Annotated in this window: 15 protein-coding genes and 1 tRNA gene; 12 read left to right on the top strand and 4 right to left on the bottom strand. The window is 48.4% G+C overall.

Annotation, left to right across the window (positions count from 1 at the left end; all coding sequences use genetic code 11):
- Positions 1-98 precede the first annotated feature (98 nt).
- The 4 genes from cpaB to RID21_RS02450 all read left to right on the top strand — a co-directional run bounded on the left by cpaB (position 99) and on the right by RID21_RS02450 (position 4,641).
- Positions 99-1,073 (top strand): Flp pilus assembly protein CpaB, encoded by a 975-nt coding sequence (gene cpaB, locus RID21_RS02465; RefSeq protein WP_232102275.1) that lies wholly within the window; start codon positions 99-101, stop codon positions 1,071-1,073.
- A gap of 169 nt (positions 1,074-1,242) precedes the next feature.
- Positions 1,243-2,589 (top strand): TadA family conjugal transfer-associated ATPase, encoded by a 1,347-nt coding sequence (locus RID21_RS02460; RefSeq protein WP_502892602.1) that lies wholly within the window; start codon positions 1,243-1,245, stop codon positions 2,587-2,589.
- Positions 2,590-2,646: 57 nt separating this feature from the next.
- Positions 2,647-3,579: a type II secretion system F family protein gene (locus RID21_RS02455; protein ID WP_350187017.1), complete on the top strand. Its 933-nt coding sequence runs from the start codon at positions 2,647-2,649 to the stop codon at positions 3,577-3,579.
- A gap of 51 nt (positions 3,580-3,630) precedes the next feature.
- Entirely contained in the window at positions 3,631-4,641 is a 1,011-nt protein-coding gene (locus RID21_RS02450) for a type II secretion system F family protein (RefSeq protein WP_149345654.1), read from the top strand.
- A gap of 88 nt (positions 4,642-4,729) precedes the next feature.
- On the opposite strand, the gene RID21_RS02445 is transcribed toward RID21_RS02450, so the two are convergent.
- Complete coding sequence (locus RID21_RS02445) at positions 4,730-6,148, bottom strand: sigma-54 interaction domain-containing protein (protein ID WP_350187016.1); 1,419 nt, start codon at positions 6,146-6,148, stop codon at positions 4,730-4,732.
- A gap of 642 nt (positions 6,149-6,790) precedes the next feature.
- Here RID21_RS02445 and RID21_RS02440 point away from each other — a divergent pair.
- On the top strand, positions 6,791-8,185 hold the full coding sequence (locus RID21_RS02440) for a hypothetical protein (protein WP_350187015.1): 1,395 nt from the start codon (positions 6,791-6,793) through the stop codon (positions 8,183-8,185).
- Positions 8,186-8,328: 143 nt separating this feature from the next.
- Here the strand turns inward: RID21_RS02440 and RID21_RS02435 are convergent.
- Positions 8,329-8,402: transfer RNA gene (locus tag RID21_RS02435), tRNA-Cys, on the bottom strand.
- A 445-nt stretch (positions 8,403-8,847) separates the two neighbouring features.
- Here RID21_RS02435 and RID21_RS02430 point away from each other — a divergent pair.
- The 5 genes from RID21_RS02430 (at position 8,848) to RID21_RS02410 (ending at position 12,803) form a co-directional block, all read left to right on the top strand.
- Positions 8,848-9,669, top strand: a complete 822-nt coding sequence (locus RID21_RS02430) for a hypothetical protein (protein WP_350187014.1) — start codon at positions 8,848-8,850, stop codon at positions 9,667-9,669.
- 106 nt (positions 9,670-9,775) lie between these two features.
- Positions 9,776-10,948 carry a S1C family serine protease gene (locus tag RID21_RS02425; RefSeq protein WP_350187013.1) on the top strand — a complete coding sequence of 391 codons (1,173 nt, stop codon included), beginning with the start codon at positions 9,776-9,778 and terminating at the stop codon, positions 10,946-10,948.
- A gap of 285 nt (positions 10,949-11,233) precedes the next feature.
- Positions 11,234-11,548, top strand: coding sequence for an STAS domain-containing protein (locus RID21_RS02420; RefSeq protein WP_187782252.1), 315 nt, complete (start codon positions 11,234-11,236; stop codon positions 11,546-11,548).
- Between the two features lie 310 nt (positions 11,549-11,858).
- Positions 11,859-12,047, top strand: coding sequence for a hypothetical protein (locus RID21_RS02415; protein ID WP_149345658.1), 189 nt, complete (start codon positions 11,859-11,861; stop codon positions 12,045-12,047).
- A 189-nt stretch (positions 12,048-12,236) separates the two neighbouring features.
- Entirely contained in the window at positions 12,237-12,803 is a 567-nt protein-coding gene (locus RID21_RS02410) for a hypothetical protein (protein ID WP_350187012.1), read from the top strand.
- 55 nt (positions 12,804-12,858) lie between these two features.
- Here RID21_RS02410 and RID21_RS02405 read toward each other — a convergent pair whose 3' ends face one another.
- Positions 12,859-14,259, bottom strand: coding sequence for a PQQ-binding-like beta-propeller repeat protein (locus RID21_RS02405; RefSeq protein WP_350187011.1), 1,401 nt, complete (start codon positions 14,257-14,259; stop codon positions 12,859-12,861).
- Between the two features lie 66 nt (positions 14,260-14,325).
- Positions 14,326-14,793: a RidA family protein gene (locus RID21_RS02400; RefSeq protein WP_145440497.1), complete on the bottom strand. Its 468-nt coding sequence runs from the start codon at positions 14,791-14,793 to the stop codon at positions 14,326-14,328.
- A gap of 248 nt (positions 14,794-15,041) precedes the next feature.
- Here RID21_RS02400 and RID21_RS02395 point away from each other — a divergent pair, with 248 nt between their 5' ends.
- On the top strand, positions 15,042-16,022 hold the full coding sequence (locus RID21_RS02395; protein WP_350187010.1) for an endonuclease/exonuclease/phosphatase family protein: 981 nt from the start codon (positions 15,042-15,044) through the stop codon (positions 16,020-16,022).
- Between the two features lie 179 nt (positions 16,023-16,201).
- Positions 16,202-17,770 carry a PQQ-binding-like beta-propeller repeat protein gene (locus tag RID21_RS02390; RefSeq protein ID WP_350187009.1) on the top strand — a complete coding sequence of 523 codons (1,569 nt, stop codon included), beginning with the start codon at positions 16,202-16,204 and terminating at the stop codon, positions 17,768-17,770.
- Positions 17,771-17,862 lie beyond the last annotated feature (92 nt).

Here is a 17,862-nt window from a genome sequence, read left to right as displayed (position 1 = left end):
TCATCTGCTGTGAGATAACAGCTTCAGCGGATGAAGTGAAATTTTTTTAAATCGAAGATTTCAGGGAAGTTAACGTGGCAAAAATTAGTCCAGGAACAATGACGGCAGCGATTTTCGCAATTCTTTTAGGCTTAGGCGCAGCTTATACAGTGAGGCAGTTCCTGCATAAGCAACCGGGCCCTGTCGTGTTAGCAGAAGATCCACCAGCGAAACCACGGCAGGTCTTCATTCCCATCGCTTCACGAGACCTCGTGCCAGGGCAGACATTGTCTCTGGATGATATCTCCATTTTGAAGATGCTTCCCGATCAGGTTGATAAGCGATTCAAACCAAATGGGCTGCAACGGATCATGGCGACTGAATTTATTCAGGGCCGGGTGCTGAAATCGGAAATCAAAGCCGGAGAGCCGTTCCATACAGTTGATCTGTATGCAACAGGAATGGGCCCGGGACTGTCCGATACTCTTGAGCCTGGTAATCGCGCTGTCACTGTTTCCATCCACAAAATTGGGAATGTGGCCGGTTTCTCACGTCCTGGAGCAATTGTTGATGTTCTGTTCCGCTCACACGAAACAGATGGGATTCCCGAGACTACCATTACCCTGCTCGAAAAAGTACGCGTTCTGGCTGTAGATCAGACCTCTGTTCCCGGACATAAAGTTGGCATGGGAAGTAAAGAATCTGCAGATTACCCTGTGACACTTGAGGTTTCACCGGAACAGGGCAAAGTCCTCAAAGTCGTTGAGGATCATGGCGTCCTGAGCCTGGCGCTGCGGAACCCCAATGAAAACACTGAAGTGGTTTCTGCTGGACGTTCGAGCGATCGCCTGACATTGTCAAACATTCTGGGATTCATCCCCAATCAGCGAGTTTCCAGTATGGATATCTATCGGGGGGGCTCATTGAATACAGTGCACTTTAAAGGCAACCGTGCCTACAAGAGCCAGAACTGGATCGACGCAATCGAAACTCCTGTTGCTTCAGAAGTGATTCCCTCAAGCAAAGCAACAACAACGATGAAGCAGGACGAGAATAAGACTTCGGAGATTTCTGTTCCCGCCAGTGGACTTTAAACCCAGAAAAGAATCAGAGCGTCGACCGATAAGTTGATGATAGTCTGATTTCTCAGAATTCCTGGGTGATTGGCGCAGTTTTGAAGTCTGTTTGTTATTGAAGTCCGTTCAGGAAGGAGTTTCTGCTCCAGACTGATCGTGCTGGGAAACTATATCTGTAGGTTACGACATGGAATCACTTCGCACAAAAAAACTTTTTCTGGAACCCGAAAGCTACCTTCCAGAAAACAGAGAGGCAGAATTGAACTTTCAGAAACAGAAAGTTCTGATTCATCAGGAGCTGGTAGATTCCCTCGATCTGTCAATGCTGGCTCAAATCTCGGAAAAAGAACTTTCCGGGGAAGTGCGAGCCGTTGCCACTGAAATCTGTGATGAGCATGCATCTGTTCTGGAAGGTATCGACCGGGAACGGTTGCTCGACGAACTGTTGAGCGAAGTCTTCGGGCTGGGACCACTTGATCAACTGATGGCAGATACGACCATCAGTGATATTCTGGTGAATCACGCCTACGAAATTCATATCGAACGGAATGGTCAACTCGAAGAATCAGATGTCATCTTTGCTGACAATCAGCATCTGATGCGGATTATCCAGAGAATTGTCTCACGTGTTGGCAGACGTATCGATGAAGTGAATCCCATGGTAGATGCACGTCTGCCTGATGGATCCCGTATCAATGCAATCATTCCTCCGCTGGCACTGAATGGTCCTTCACTGTCCATTCGCCGCTTTGGTACTGTTCCATTGGAAATTGATGACCTGATCGAGAAAAAGTCTCTAACTCCAGAGATTGTAGATTTTCTGGCAGCTGTCGTGGATTCCAGGATCAGCATGCTGATTTCGGGGGGAACGGGTAGTGGTAAAACCACTCTCTTGAATGCGTTATCCAACTTCATTCCTCGGGAAGAACGTTTGGTTACCATCGAGGATTCAGCGGAATTACTGCTGCAGCACAAGCATGTGGTTCGTCTGGAAACCAAAACGGAAAACACCGAAGGTGTCGGTGAAATTTCTCAGCGACAACTTGTCAAAAACAGTCTGCGCATGCGTCCAGACCGGATCATCATCGGTGAGGTTCGTGGCGCGGAAGCCTTGGATATGCTGCAAGCCATGAATACCGGGCACGAAGGCTCGATGACGACCATCCATGCCAATGACACCCGGGATGCCCTGGCTCGTCTGGAAATGATGGTTGCCATGAGTGGTTTCGACTTGCCACTTCCTGTTATCCGCCAGTATATCGCAAATGGTATCGGCATCGTTCTGCATGGGGCCCGCCTGAAAGGGGGGCAACGCAGTATCACCCGTGTTTCTGAGATTATCGCATTGAATGAGCGGGGAGATTACCAGGTCGAGGATATCTTTGGTTTCGAACAAACGGGCCTGGATGATCAGGGGAACGCTATCGGTCATTTTTATTCCACAGGTTACCGACCTGCATGTCTGAAGCGAATGGAAGCATCCGGGATCAGGCTGAGCGATCAGATTTTTGAGCAAAAAACGTTCAAAGCCTGATTGTCCTGGTTTCTGACACAAGAGTTTGAGTTTTACTGGTAGTGGAGAAAGTGGGAAGTGAACAGTTCATCGGTAGCATTATTATGCTTTGTTGCAGTGACAGTAGCTGTTCTGGCTGTCTATCTTATCGTCCGGGATTTATCTGGAGTCAACAAGTCCGGTTCCGGTAGATTTGGGGGACGTCCCCGCCTGCGAAGAATTCCGAACGTTTTTGACCAGGAACCTGCCCGCAGTCTGCTGGGAAAGATCGACCAGAGTTTTGATCGACTCATTCTGGAAAATGGATCTGAGTTTACCCCCTTCTCTGCCTTCCTGATGATTGTCGCCTGTGGACTGGCCATTGGTGGTACGATCTTCGTTTATACCGATCTGCCACTGGCAGGAATTGCCGGGATGTGTGCAGGCATGGTTGCAGTCCTGATTGTTCTGCATCATCGCCGGAAAAAACGGATGCAGAGAATTCAGGAAGAACTACCTGAAATGATCGACCTGCTGGCTCGGTCAACGCACGCTGGTGCCAGTCTGGAGCAGGCGATCGCTATTGTTGGAGAAGAGACCAGGGGTCCTCTCAGCTATGAGTTCAGACGATGTGCCCGTCAACTTGACATGAATATGTCGATTCCTGCAGTCATGAAATCTCTCTCCAGTCGAATTCAACTCATTGATCTGAAAATTCTGACATCCACATTAATGCTTTATCGCAAGACGGGTGGGAATTTACCCGCTAACCTGGAGCGAATGGCCGATGTCATCCGGGATCGTATCAATTACCGCCGTCAGATGCGGGCTTCTACGGGAGCAGGACGTGCTTCGGCCGTTCTAATGACCGTTGTTGCTCCAGTCGCGTTTGTCGTTCTGCTGGTCGCTTTTCCTGAACATGTTTCTAATCTGTATACGGATCCGATCGGTAATATTTTGCTGATGATCGCCTTTGTGCTGGAAGTAATCGGTATTTTCTGGGTCTCCGCCCTGTTGAGAACGGACTATTAAACTACGACTTCAATCTGCTGAAAAGCTGATCCAAATATTAAAGAGCCTCACATGTTTTTAGATCTCATCACAATCGCCACATTTTTGCTGGTCTGCTTTGTATTCTTCCTGGTAGGGGATGCGATTGCAGCCGGAAATCGTGCTGGTAGAAAAAAAGAATTAAATCGTGGAGAAGGTTCTGGAGGTTCGACGTATTCAGCCTCGCATGTTGGTGCGTTTAAACGTGCCATGGCTGGGGTAATTCCTCAGTCGGATCAGGAAATCAAAAAGATTGAACTCGACCTGAAACGGGCCGGTTATTACAGGTCGACCGCCTTGGTTGAATATCTGGCGACCCGAAATATTTTGATCGTAATGGTATTGATCGGCACTGGTATTGGATGTGTACTTGCAGATCCGGGAACTAATTACCCCGAGATTATTCTGGTAGCAGGCTTACTGGTAGCAGGCAGTGGATATGGTTTGCCTCGAATGGTATTGCACAACCAGGCCAGCCGTAGAGTAAACCGGATTCAAAAAGGTCTTCCGGATGCACTTGACCTGGTCATGATGTGTCTGACCGGTGGTGTGCCCTTGCGTACTGCATTGAAACGAGTTACCGAGGAAGTTCGATTTTCACACCCTGATATCGCTGTTGAGTTTGACATCATCCGGCGACACGCTGATGCCAATTCCATGGCCGATGCTTTGAAGCAGTTCGCCCGACGAATCGATGCACCTGATGTCAACACGCTCTCTCTGATGATTTCTCAGACAGAAAGACTGGGGACCAATGTATCTACTGCATTGATTGATTTTGCTGACGGGATTCGCCGAAAGTATCGTCAACGGGCGGAAGAACATTCCAGCAAGACAAGTATCAAGCTGTTGTTTCCGGTTATCTTCTGCATGGCACCACCGATTTATATCCTGTTCTTTGCCCCTGCCGTGCTTGAATTACGAAACTTTCTGATTCGCGAGCATCGTCCTGGCGGGATTCTGGAACCTTCTACCTACGGTGAGACCATCAGTGCTACTTCAGAGAGCGTTCTGGAACAGAATTCAACTGGCGGTAATCAGTAGAGTCGTCTGATTGAGTGAACTGAAATTGCACCAGACTTCTCGCTGTAAAATCTACCCGTGGTGAAGCACGAGAAATCAAGTTACTGATCTAGCTTTCCGTTTGAAGCTTGGTTTTGCCAGAATCAAGCATCCCATATTTACGCATCTTCTTATAAAGCCCGACACGACTGATTCCCAGGGCTTTCGCAGTCGCTGTTTTGCGATATCCGTTCTCAGAAAGCGATTTGAGCAGCAGGTGCTTCTCATTGTGTGCAACCTGATCAGCCAGGGTCTGATTCTCTTCAGCGACTGACTGAATCTGAGGATCGCGCTGGACTTCCTGAAACAGATTTGGTGAAAATTCGTGTGTGGTCAGCTCTTCGTTACTTGAAAACAGGACGGCCCGTTGAATCTGATTTTTGAGCTCTCTTAAGTTGCCGGGCCAACTATATTGCTTGAGAAGGTCCAGGACCTTGCGATGGATTTTCGTGACCGAAATCGCATGTTGCTGACAGCATTCCTTGATAAAGAGCAAAGAGAGGGGAATGATATCATTTGGACGTTCTCTCAGTGCAGGTAAGCGGAATTGAAGAACATTCAAGCGATAGTACAGGTCAGAGCGGAACTTGTTATTTCTGGTCAGTTCATCAAGCTCCACATTCGCGGCGACAATCAATCGCGCTTCAGAAATACGGGACTCGGTTGAACCTACAGGCTCGAACTGGCCGGTTTCTATTACCTTCAATAGCTTAGCCTGGTCCTTGGGAGACAGGATGTCGATTTCATCCAGCAGTAGTGTGCCCTTCCCTGCGGCTTCAAAGCGACCTATTTTTGATCGCTCTGCACCTGTGAATGAACCACGCAAATGACCAAACAGTTCGCTTTCGATCAGATCAGAAGGAAGCGCACCGCAGGCAATGTTCTGAAAGGGCTCATCCTTTCTGGGCGATAGTTCATGGATCATGGAGGCCAGTGTTGTTTTTCCGGTACCGGTCTCGCCAATTAGCAGCAAAGTTACGTTGTGTCTGGCGATCTTCGAAATTTGATCGATGATCGGGATCATTTCCGGGGTATATGTAGTCACCTGCTTCTGATGATCGAAGATTTGGCGTGATTCAGGAAGGCTCTCTGGAATGATTTTAGGCTCAAGCTGTGAGAGCTCTTCTGCCAGCAGATTTAACTCTTCAGGCACTGGAGGAAATTCCAGAAAAGCATCCGTGATGAAATTCGCAGTTTCTACGTATTCGACGGGTAGAAACTGATCAAGAATGGTCACGACCTTGACTGGGAATTCACAGATTTCTCTCAGATACGATAATACGGAACTGCGATCATCGGATTCAGAGGGTAAGTCGTGAGGTCTCAAATCCAGATAAACAGTTGCCGGCGAAGCATTCTGGATTCGCTCCATTAGTTCAGGCAACGACTTCGCCAGACTAACCTGGCTATGGATTTGCTGCAGTAAGCCTGGTTTGAGGATGGCTTCTAATTTGGAGTCGAAAGTATAAATAATCCCCAGAGATGGCATCACAGCTCCTTTGTTCTCTTGGAAATAGACCCAGGCTGTGAGTTTGAGGATGGCCCGGAATCAATTTTTATTTGCAATCAAAAATATGACGAAGCAATTCTATAGTTAAGATGGAATGGCTTGCGGTGTTTGGGTGGAATGTAGTGATTGCGATATTGGGATTACGATAACAAACGTTATCACCAAAATCAAATATGTAATCTTGAGGAAATAGGAGTTATTTCAGGTTGTGGGAGATCGATTAAAAGCCATGTCAGAGTTGTTATACTTCCTGTGGCATAAGGTGTTATTTAGTAGGTGTTTATAGTGTTAAGGGTATGTTGTTTGGAAATGTTGCCTATTCTGCTGTCTGCTAAAAATGATTTGATCAGGTCGGATTCATAAGAAATAATTCAATGTGATGAGACCGTCTTGAGAGCATCACCGGTCCAGTTACTCCAGTCGTACCATTTTGCAGGTAACTGTCAGAAATACATCTCATGCTCATTACAGCACCGGATGAGGAATTCGGAATCTTAAAGGCTGGGTTCGGTCGATAGACAGGATTAAGGAGAAGCTTGTCGGTTACAGCACGGATCGCTCTGAACAAATACAGTAGATCGATTTGATCTGCTTACTTCTTTTCTGGCGATTCTTTTACTGATGAATGATCGAACTCATTTTTTTCTGAGCTGTGGCATCCTGGTTCTGGTCGTCAGTCTGGCGCTTCGTCCCCAGCCTTCAGAATTTCTATCCCCCGTCACGGCACAGAACTCAACCATCCAACAGGAGACATCTCTGGAAAGTATTCATCGCTTTCTGGAGATAGAAGAAGGACTGGCAACAGTATCACTGTCTCCAGCTGAGCTGGATTTGGCAGAAGTGAAAACAGTCAGACTTCCATCTAAGCCGAACCGGCGGGAATTCATTCCCATGAATGTGGTCCCCCTGCAGGAAAAGCAGAATCCTGGTCCCACTCCTACTCCAGCAGCGGTTCCAGCCCAAAAGCCGCAAATCTCCGCTCCTGTCGTTAAACGGATCTCCTCTCAGGAAAATCGACAACTGCGACAGTTCGAGTCCAATGCCAGTGATCTGATTGATCAGAGTTACGATACTTTTTCCCGCGGGTTGATGACACTTTCGGATTATCAACTGGCACTAAATGTGGCCTATCAGACGAGAATTAATGTGGCTGATCTTCGTGACGCTAAGAATGTCAGGGTCAGAATACTCACAGAAAAACAGGCCTTGCTTGAGAAAGCCGTGGAACAACTGAAGATGATGAATCAGCCCGCGGCCCAGGGCTGGTTTGGCGATGTGGTACATGCCCGCTTGATTCTGGCTCAAAATCAATACGAAATTGCAGCCGCGGCTGAAAATAAAGACCAGATGGGTTTTACCTTGCGGGAGATCAATCGTCTTTCTGACCAGTATTATTCAGTGCGAAAACAGGAACTCTTGGTAGGGGCTGCAGACCTTAATGAATACCGCCGTGCGTCCCGGGCCGTTTTTGTTGCGAACCTCGAAACGAACTCATTTGATAATCGTGAGGAAGACAACGTTTCTAATCTGGCAGATTATATTCGTCGTCTGGAGAGAATCCAGGAAAATGTAAATCTCCTTTCAGAACGCGGCGCAGGTCTGGGACGAAAAGACCTTGTTGAACTGTCGCAGGCTCAGCTTGCGTATGTCCAGGGGAATTCCTATCGTCACCAGAAGGATGAGCGGATGAGCCGCATGAAGTTCGAACAGAGTCGGAAGCATGCACAAGAGGCCTGGGAAGTAAGAATGAATGATTACTACCCCCGAGGTACTTCCGATTTGCATGAACTGACATCTGCCTGGATCATGTGGCGCTCTGCAGATGCAGAACTGAAACAGTCTGAGAAATCAAAATCGAGTGAGACTGATCGAGAATTACAGGCTGGACTGGACCAAATGTTGAATCTGACCGGACAGATCCAGGATCGTAGAGGTCGCATGGCCAGCGACATTTCACTGGTCTATTGTCTGAAAGATGCAGAATTACTGGCCCAGCTTAAGCAGAAGTCGGAATAGCTTGAAGCAGAGAAACTGAACTCTTTTAAAACCTGACAGGCCGCCGTCTGTCAGGTTTTTTTGTGTCCGGGATCAAATGGTTCTACGAATCAGCCTTGAGGCATAAAAAAAGAGCCTCTCATTGAGGGAGAGGCTCTTTCAAGAGGCGCCGCCCGGATTCGAACCGGGGAATAACGGATTTGCAATCCGCCGCCTTAGACCACTTGGCTACGGCGCCTTATTTATTGTTCTGTTTCAGACCAATAAGCTCTTGTCAGAAGGGAGCTTACAGAGTCTTAATGATTTAATCAACAGAAGCGATAGAATCATTATTCGACGATTTCTCAGACGAATTTGACCGAATCCTAATAACCAATCGCAGTTAGGTCAAGCATTCGGGGGCTGATCGGAATTTTTTTTATATCTCACCCAGATTAACTTCCTCGATTGCAGGGAGTTGAGATAGCAGCTGATAAACTTTAGGGAATTTCCGCCTGACGATCATTGCTTCTGGAAAACGAAGTGAGTCTGCTTGGTGGTATTCTCAATAGATTCCGTGTAGCATCAGGATTGCGTTTGAACGCTTCATCATTTTGAAACAGTTCAGCCGGAAATGGTTCAGGATCTGATCACTTTTTTCCGGGATGCGAATCATAGTTCTACACAGAAATCAGCGAAGTAAAATGACCGAACATACTGAATCCACCGAAAAACTGACAGAAGAACAACTGATTGACCGTGCTCGTGAGGCATTGAGCGACAGCAGCTGGGTCATTGGCGAATGCGCCGCCCAGTGGACGGAAAAGTATGCCAAAGGCAGAACCGATGCCGATTTTGGAGCAATGGTTGGGCTGAGTGGCGATCAGATCTATCAGCGTCGACGTGTCTGGGAGACCTTCGGCGATGTGAAAGATCAGTATTCGAATCTGAAATGGTCCCATTACTATGTTGCTCTGACTTGGGATGATGCTCCTGAGTGTCTCCAGTGGGCCGAAGAAAACCAGGCGACTGTTGCAGAACTGAAAGCCTGGCGACGGGCAGTGAACGGTGAAGATCTCTCCATTTCAGAGCCGTTCGAAGAGTATCCCTCAGACGCAGAAGTCACCTTCGTTTCAGATGAGCCAATTTCTGTCAGAGATCCCTCCGAATACGAGCAGATGGAGCGGGCCGGGATGGAACCGGGATCGCGCGAACCATCCGATGCAGCAGCGACAGTCGCAGGGCATGCCAGAGATGTTTCAGGCTCCGGCGGTGAATACAGCCCCTTCCGTTCAGGGGCGGCCTCCCCTGCTCCCAAGGGATCTGGATCAGAGACTGCAGTTGTTGCCAAACCGGAAATTACTCCGGAACAAGCCGTAAAACGCATCTGTTCTGCGGTGGAACGTTGTCATAAAATGCTGACTCCGGAAGTACAATCCTCGTTTGCAGAGTTGTCTCCCAAGTTGAAGAAGCGTTTTATTAAAGCGATCAGTGAACTCAATTCGGCCGCTGCCCGACTCCAGTAACGAAAACCGGGAACAGAATTCACTGTAAGGTTTTATCCGGATATAGATATAATGTGTTATCTGTACCTGGAATCCTGCTGCTAATTTTCATTTGAAAAAACAGGTCATGCCTTCAGAACATCCGTCTGCCTACTCGGGGTCTTCCGGTAAATCTTCGCTGATTCAGAAATGGTTGATCCTGATCCTCACCATTTTGATTGTCTTTATGACCTTCAAATTGCTGAAGCGGTATTATGGTCAGCCGGATTTTCGAGTCCGGGAACGGACAGATCTGACGCAGTCTGAGTTGAGAACGATCGAACTGTTTAAGGAGTCATCTCCTTCAGTAGTGCATATTCGCACTGTCGGTCTTGCATCGCCGATGGACCAGTTCAGTATGAATCCTCAAACCCCGTCGCAGGGGTCGGGGAGCGGGTTCATCTGGGATCGTAAGGGACATGTCGTCACGAACTTTCATGTGATTCAGAAGGCAGATGAGTACTCGGTCACACTGGCAGATAATACAACCTGGAATGCGAAACTTGTCGGCATCGCCCCATCCAAAGATCTGGCTGTTCTGAAAATCGACGCGCCACGCGATCAGCTCAAACCGATTAAAATAGGCTATTCCGGCGATTTGCAGGTTGGACAGACAGTGCTTGCCATCGGGAATCCTTTTGGTCTGGATCAGACTCTGACGACGGGAATAATCAGTGGCCTGGGCCGAGAGATCATCTCAGTGACAGGCAGATCGATCCGCAATGTGATCCAGACAGACGCAGCCATTAATCCTGGTAATTCAGGAGGTCCTCTGCTGGACAGTTCAGGACGGCTGATTGGCGTTAATACCGCGATCTACAGCTCGTCTCATGTCTATGCGGGCATTGGATATGCTGTCCCCGTCGATCTGATCAGTCGCTTTGTCCCCCAATTGATCCGCTTTGGCTTCATTCAGACTCCCAGTTTAAATTTCCTAGGGGTTGATGACTTCGTGATTCGTAAACTCAAAATCAATCAGATTCTGCCCAAAGATGTCTCGGGTGTTATGGTTCAGAGTATTATGGAGGGGGGCGCTGCAGACTTAGCTGGTCTTAAAGAAATCAGGATCGATGATTCAGGTAATCTGCATCTGGGCGACCTGATCATGCAACTGGATGAAATTCCGATTACGGATGCCAATTCCCTGCTGGATGCCCTGGAGATGCATAAAGTCGGAGACGAGGTTGAATTAGTGGTCTTGCGAAACAATAAAAAAATCAAACTGAAGGCTCGGCTTCAGGAATGGAAAAATGATCAATAACGGTCGCGAGGACTCCGTCGATTCCCTTCTATGAGACTGGGAGAGCTGCGATGGTCGAGGAGTGTTGGTAAATATTCACTCGGAATGGACTTGCGTCAATAGTTCTTACTCCCGGAATCGGATTTCTTGGTTGACACGTTACTGATTTGGATTACTATGTGTAGGTTACTTTGATGCTCGATTGGTTTCTCAATCCGGGCTTTCTCCAACGATGATCTTGTTGACAGCTGAATTATGCCTGCAGATTACCCACCGGAAATAGTCAAAGAAGGTCAGGTCACAGTTGTGGCTTTGGGTCCAGAGTACGAAAATCTGGATGAGCCAAGACTGGATGCCTTAACCGATGTGTTATTGCAGGTTGCTGAAACAGCGTCCCCTCCAGTGGTTGTTCTCGACCTCTCTCATACGTCCTTCTTCGGTTCCGCTTTCATTGAAGTCATCTTCCGGATGTGGAATCGTCTCAATCATCGAGAGGGCGGCAAATTCTGTATCTGCGGTCTGAGTGAATACTGTACAGAGGTTCTGGAAGTCACTCATCTGGATCAGCTCTGGGAAACATTCCCTGATCGTGCTTCCGCTCTCAGTGCCTTAAATTCCTGAGTCAGTGCTCGCCGCGCCTGCTTTACACCAGGCTTCTATACGCCTCTTTGGTTGCTCACCGGCACTTTTTGTATCTGAACGTTAACATTTCTGGTTTGCATTGCTAATCATTGTTAATGCGATTCAACGCTCTGATGGGAAAACCGCTTTGAACTCACAGATTCAAACACCTGAAATTGTTTGATTTAGGGCCATTTAAGGCGTTTTCAAGTGTGATCCGGGTAAGGTGTAAAAATTAGGATATTTGGTACAAAGTATGCTCTTGTACGGGTAGAGGAATTTCTATCTGAACTTCATGAAAGGGCATCCTGTGTTAAAAATAATCCGGACACAAACAAAGCGATGGAAACGTAAAGTCCGTGGTTCTATCTTCATTGAATACCTGTTGCTCCTCACGATCATCGGGATCGGGGCAATTGCTGGCCTGACAACTTTACGAAGTGCCCTGATCAATGAGCTGATGGATCTGGCAAATGCGATCAATGCGATTAACTCCTGATCCAGTCGATCTTTGAGATATCAGTAAGCCTGTGTTTCCGACACAGGCTTTTTTTACGTCATGTTTTTCAATTGATTTGCTTTAATTGGTAAAAAGATTGAAATAAAGTGAATAGTTTGAATATAATAAATTTGATGAATAAACAGCCTGTGGCTGTTTTGTGACTTTAACCAGAGATGAGGCAGACCGATGAAACGACTTGCAATACTGACTGTTGTGATGGGCTTGTTTTATGTCACGATGGTGGGATTCAGCTCTGCAGAACAAAAGCCTAAAGTTGATGTACAAAACAGGAATGCTCAGTTAAATCCGCCTGATTCAAAGGGTACCGATTACTCAGACCTGGATCGGGACGATCTGAAAGAAGGACTCACGCGTGCATTTTACGATGCATTAATGAGCGCCAAAAACGATATCGATAACTCGGACAATGCAGAGCTCCGCGATCAGGAGGCGCTGTTCGGTAAAGACGGCGACAGACGAGCCGTATTCCAGGAAGCCCGCAGAACGATTTTTGAAGCAGATCAAATCCTGTCTCGAGTCAAAGCGGAGAACAGAGTGGCGCTGGAAAAACTACGACATCCGCCACAGAGAGTTCTGCCCAGGCAACAACGCCCCTTGCCGAAGGAGAACAGTGTTCGTAATGACGCCAACATCAAGCAGCGGGTGGAAGCTCAGAAAAAACGAGTAGCTCAGGAGCAGTTAAAACTGCAGCAGCTGCAAAAATCTCTGGAGACACAGACTGCTGAAAAGTAAGTTAAATTTACCGCGTGACATTACATTGCCGTGAAGGATGCCTGATTCCTCGCGGCTATTTTTCTTTCAGATCCAGGCATAGAATTCGTTTTTCATCACGCAGATAGAGTCTGTGATTTGCGAGTGCCGGATGAGCCCAGGCTTTGAATTCCAGTAAGCCGGTCAATTTCCCTTTTTCCCGATATTCGGTGGGATTCGCTTCGATCAGCACCAGGGTTCCCTGCTCTGTCAGACAGATTAAATGACCCTGAGCTGCGATCTGGGTGCATTTTCCCACTCGCCGTGATTTCCACTGCACCTCCCCTCGCTGCAGATCCAGGCAGCGATACGTGACTGTCGCCAGATCTCCGTGGGGACCATAGATATACCCATCTTTGATAATGCTGGTGGCAAACTGATTCTGCATGGACAGGTTCTTCCACCGCGAGATGGGGCGGAGTTCCTCGTTCTGTAGAATCAGAGCAAACCGCATACTGCCTGTCCCATACGCGGAAGAGATAAACAGGGAATCTTCATTCCAGACGGGAGTGGCACAGTTGCAGTTGTATTTGTTTCCCCAAACAACCCGCCACAGCAGGCTACCTTCTTTCGGATTTAGGGAGAGAATGGATTGTCCAGTGGGAACGATAATCTGTCGCTGGTTTTCGGCTTCAATCACGATGGGGGAAGCATAGCCCGGCGGGTCAGTTCCAGCAGACCAGACCAGCTTGCCTGTGTCCTTGTGGACGGCGATCACCGAATTATTGGCAGATCCGCCCGGCTGAAGGATGACCAGATCCCCCTCTATCAGAGGTGAAGCAGACATCCCCCAGTAATAGATGGTTTTCTGCTCCTGTCGCGGCGCACCACTGATATCAAATATATTGATTTTCCAGAGAATGCGCCCTGTGTCTGCGGTCAGGCAGAGAAGATCACCGGCAGGCAGCAGGCAGTAGAGTTTTCCTGCATGCCAGGTAGGTGTAGACCGCGGTCCTCGGGCCTGACGCTGATGATCCAGGTAGGTGGGGGCACCTCGAGTTGACCAGAGCTTCTTACCAGACAGGGCATCGAGACAAATGATGTAATCATGATTGAGGTGGGTCGCCATCGTCCAGAGTTTCCCGTCGGCGATCACTATGGATGAGTATCCACCTCCCAGCGGTTCCCGCCACAGGACAGACGGTTTGTGCGCATTCCAGTTCACATTCAGTCCGGTTTCGTCGGATATCCCATTTCGCTGATTTCCCAGAAACGAGGTCCAACTCCCCTGCTCTGTAGTTGCAGAATCGCGGCTGTCTGGCTCCTCTCGAGACTGACTATCCTGTTTTTTGGCTGTGCCTGGCGAGATTTTGGGTAACTGTGCAGACAAGGGCCCCGGCAAAGATAGTGTCCAGAGCAGCAGCAACCCTCCCCACTTCAGGAACCAGTAAGTGGGAACAGACTTTCGGAAAGAAAAATCGATATCAGTTCGTGGCATTGTGCTCACTCCATTTAGCAATCGCACTGAACTTCATTCGGGCAGGCGGTCAAAAGATTGAGGGGATTATTCGATTTCAACCCAGAGCGCCAGTTGCACCGCAGCTTCCAGGGGCATCTCCGCAATCCCCAGAGCGACACGTGTGTGCTTGCCTTGATCACCGAAAATATCGGTCAGAAGCTGAGAGGCGGCATTCAAAACATAAGGCTGACGATCAAAACCCGGTGCAGAATGGACATAGCCTTCCAGGCGAATGATTCGTTTGACTCGGGAGAGTTCTCCCGCCACGGCTTTAACCTGCGCCAGGGCGTTCATCAGGCACAGGCAGGCAGCATTGGCCCCGTCATCTTCATGTAGATGGTCCCCACCGATTTTCCCTTTGAACATCAGATCTGAACCAATAAAAGGAAGCTGACCGCTGGTGACAATCACATTTCCAAACTGGGTGGCGGGAATGTATGATCCTACAGCCTTTGGCGGAGTTGGCAGAGTCTGGCCCAGTTCCTGAATTCGCTCTTCGGGGGTTTGGCTCATCTTGTAATAATCCCTCTGGTACAAAAAGGTCGAAGTTGACACGTTACATGATGTCATCTGTTGCGTGATAATAACATATTTCCAGGGAATTCATCCAGAATCAGAATTACAGAATCAGTTGAATTTGTTTTCCGATCTATTGGTGTTGTCAGGAATAACAGGTAAACATGAACTCAGAAAAGCTCGTTGAGCAAGATGGTGAAGGTCAGTCAGAGCCTGGGAGACCAGCCCGCAGGGGAATATGGCTGATGAAACCTCTGGCTGTTGTCATGTCAGTCTGTTGGGTTTTAGCCTTGATCGTACGCCTGACAGTCCGGGACTCGGGGGGGACGATTTCTACTCTGATTTTCTATATCTCTCCCCTGATTCTGATAAGCACAGGGGCGGTCTTTCTTTCTCTACTGACTCTCTGGATTCGTTGGTACCGTCTGGCTCTGATCTGGCTCTTGATGGGTGCACTAACCGGCGCGTGGTGCTATCAGAAACAGTTTCAGAAGCATCACACTCCGAAGCATGTGCTGGAAGCGGATTCAATGCCTTTGCGTGTACTGTTCTGGAATGTTGGAGATCAGCTCTGGAGCATTGAAAATATGGTTCAGGAGATCAAACGGATTGATGCAGATCTGGTGGCATTAGTGGAAGCAGAATCTTATTCATCCACGGATCAGGAGTTCTGGAAAAACACATTTCCGGGGTACCGTTTTCAAGCTGGAAAAAATGGTTTTATGCTCTTGTCTCGCCTCCCCACGACCGCGAGCGAATCCGGGAACTTCGGCTGGATGGGGCGTTATCTCAAAATTAATCTTAAGGCTGATGTGTCGCAGTCTGGGGCTTCCCCGGTTTCAGAAGCTTTTGTGGTTTACTTGGTGGATATCAACAGCGATATTCTCAGATCCCGCAAAGAGGCACTGCAGAAGCTCGCAGAGGAAGTTGCCCAGCAGAAAGAAAATCCTGTTTTAATACTGGGAGATTTCAATACTCCCGCAGACTCCGTCCATTTCAATCCACTGCGGAAACTCTGTCGAAACTCATTCGAAGATGCCGGTGAGGGTTATAATGCGACCTGGCCTCTGCCCTTGCCTGTACTGGATCTGGATGGGATCTGGGTCAATTCGTTTTTCCAGGTAAGTTCTTCTGAAAATCGCTGGACCTGGTACTCGGATCATCGCCCTGTTGTTGCTGATCTTTTACTGCAGATAGCGCCTGCTTCGGGTAAACCTGCTGACTGAAAGGGACCATTTGTTCTGTGCCCTACAGGGCCGTCAGAAAAGGCTGCCATTCATGGACAAATCTGCTTTCCTGCTTCATACCGAGAATTAATTTCAGTACAATCGATACAAGATCCTGCCTGCTGGTCAGCAGTGCAAACGGAAGTCAGACGCTTTCTCCCGATTCAAAGAGGTTTCTCATGCGATCGATCTGTCTGTTTAGTCTGGTGTGTTGTCTGTTCAATTTGATGTTGCTGGAATCTCGGGTTGCTGCAGCGATTTTCAGTGGGGAAATCCAGTCGATCTCTGCTGATCAACAACAGGTGGTAATCAAAACTTCGGGTGGAAAAGAAAAAAGTTTTACCGTCCCTGCTTCGATTCCGATTACTTTCAACGGGAAAAATGCCGCCTTTGATCAGTTCAAAACAGGACAGCGAGCCACCGTTTTTACTGACAGTTCTGGCAAGATTACTCGTTTTTCAGTTCGAGAGTCTCTGGAACCCAAAACAAAACCCCCGGTGGAACGTCCCCGTAAAGAAATGAAAACCAGTCAGAAGGCAGCTGCTTCTGACGCCAGTCCTGCAGGAAATCAGGGATGGACGCAGTTTCGAGGTCCGAACCGAGCTAATATTTCCACAGAGACTGGGCTGATGAAGGATTGGAGCCAAAACCCACCCAAACTTCTATGGACTGCTCGCGGGCTGGGCGAAGGATATTCTTCCGTCTCACTCAGTGGCAATCTGGTTTTTACCATGGGAACCAAAGCCAACGAAGAGACAGTGTTTGCTATCGATCTGAATACGGGGGAAATTGTCTGGTCGCAGCCCAATGGACCGATCTTTCAGAATAATCAGGGGAATGGACCACGCTCCACTCCGACTATTGATGGCAACCTGGTTTACGCCCTGGGAGCGAATGGGAATCTTGCCTGCCTCTCCGTACGGGATGGAAACCTCGAGTGGTCAAAGAATATTCTGCAGGAGTTTTCAGCCAGAAATATCGTCTGGGGGATCAGTGAATCCCCTCTCATCGATGGCGATAAGCTGATCTGCACACCGGGAGGACAGGGCGCGACCATGGTTGCACTGAAGAAGCAGGATGGCAGTTTGATCTGGAAATCGGCAGTGCCCTCCAATCCACAGGCTGGATACGCTTCACCGATCAAAATTGATGTCGGAGGAGTCGCACAATACGTGAATTTCACCCACTCAGGAGTCATGGGAATTGCAGCCGAAAACGGAACGCCTCTCTGGGGCAATGATCGGGCGGCGAATAAGACTGCGAATTGTTCTGCACCTGTGTTTTATCCTGAGATGAGTTCTGTGTTCTATGCTTCAGGCTATGGAACTGGAGGGGCTCTGCTGAAGTTATCTGCTGCCCAGAATCGGGTCACTGCGCAGTTGGGTTTCTTTACACCCGACATGAAAAATCATCATGGTGGAATGGTCCAGATCGACGGTTATCTATATGGTTCGAGCGATCCAGGCGTTCTTACATGTATTAATCTCAGGAATGGTGAAACCGTCTGGCAGGACCGTTCAGTAGGAAAAGGGGCTCTGACCTGTGCCGACGGCCATATTTACATGCGTAGTGAGAAAGGTCCCATCGCCCTTATCGAGGTGAACCCCAAAGCATATGTGGAAAAAGGCCGCTTTGATCAGCCGCAACGGACTGGAAAGCCTGCCTGGCCGCATCCAGTCGTCGCTGACGGTAAGCTTTTTCTGCGCGATCAGGATCTACTGCTCTGCTACGATGTACGTGGTCAGTAGTCGGCAGTCTTTATCGTGATATCTTACTTAACTCAGTAAGAAAAGAATTCACAGGCTCTCTGAAGGTGGGGAGTCTGTTTTATCGGTTTAGA

Origin of the sequence: Gimesia sp., assembly GCF_040219335.1 — a bacterium.
GTDB lineage: Bacteria > Planctomycetota > Planctomycetia > Planctomycetales > Planctomycetaceae > Gimesia.
The sequence above is the reverse complement of the archived record's forward strand: the minus strand, read 5'-3'. Positions and strand labels throughout refer to the sequence as shown.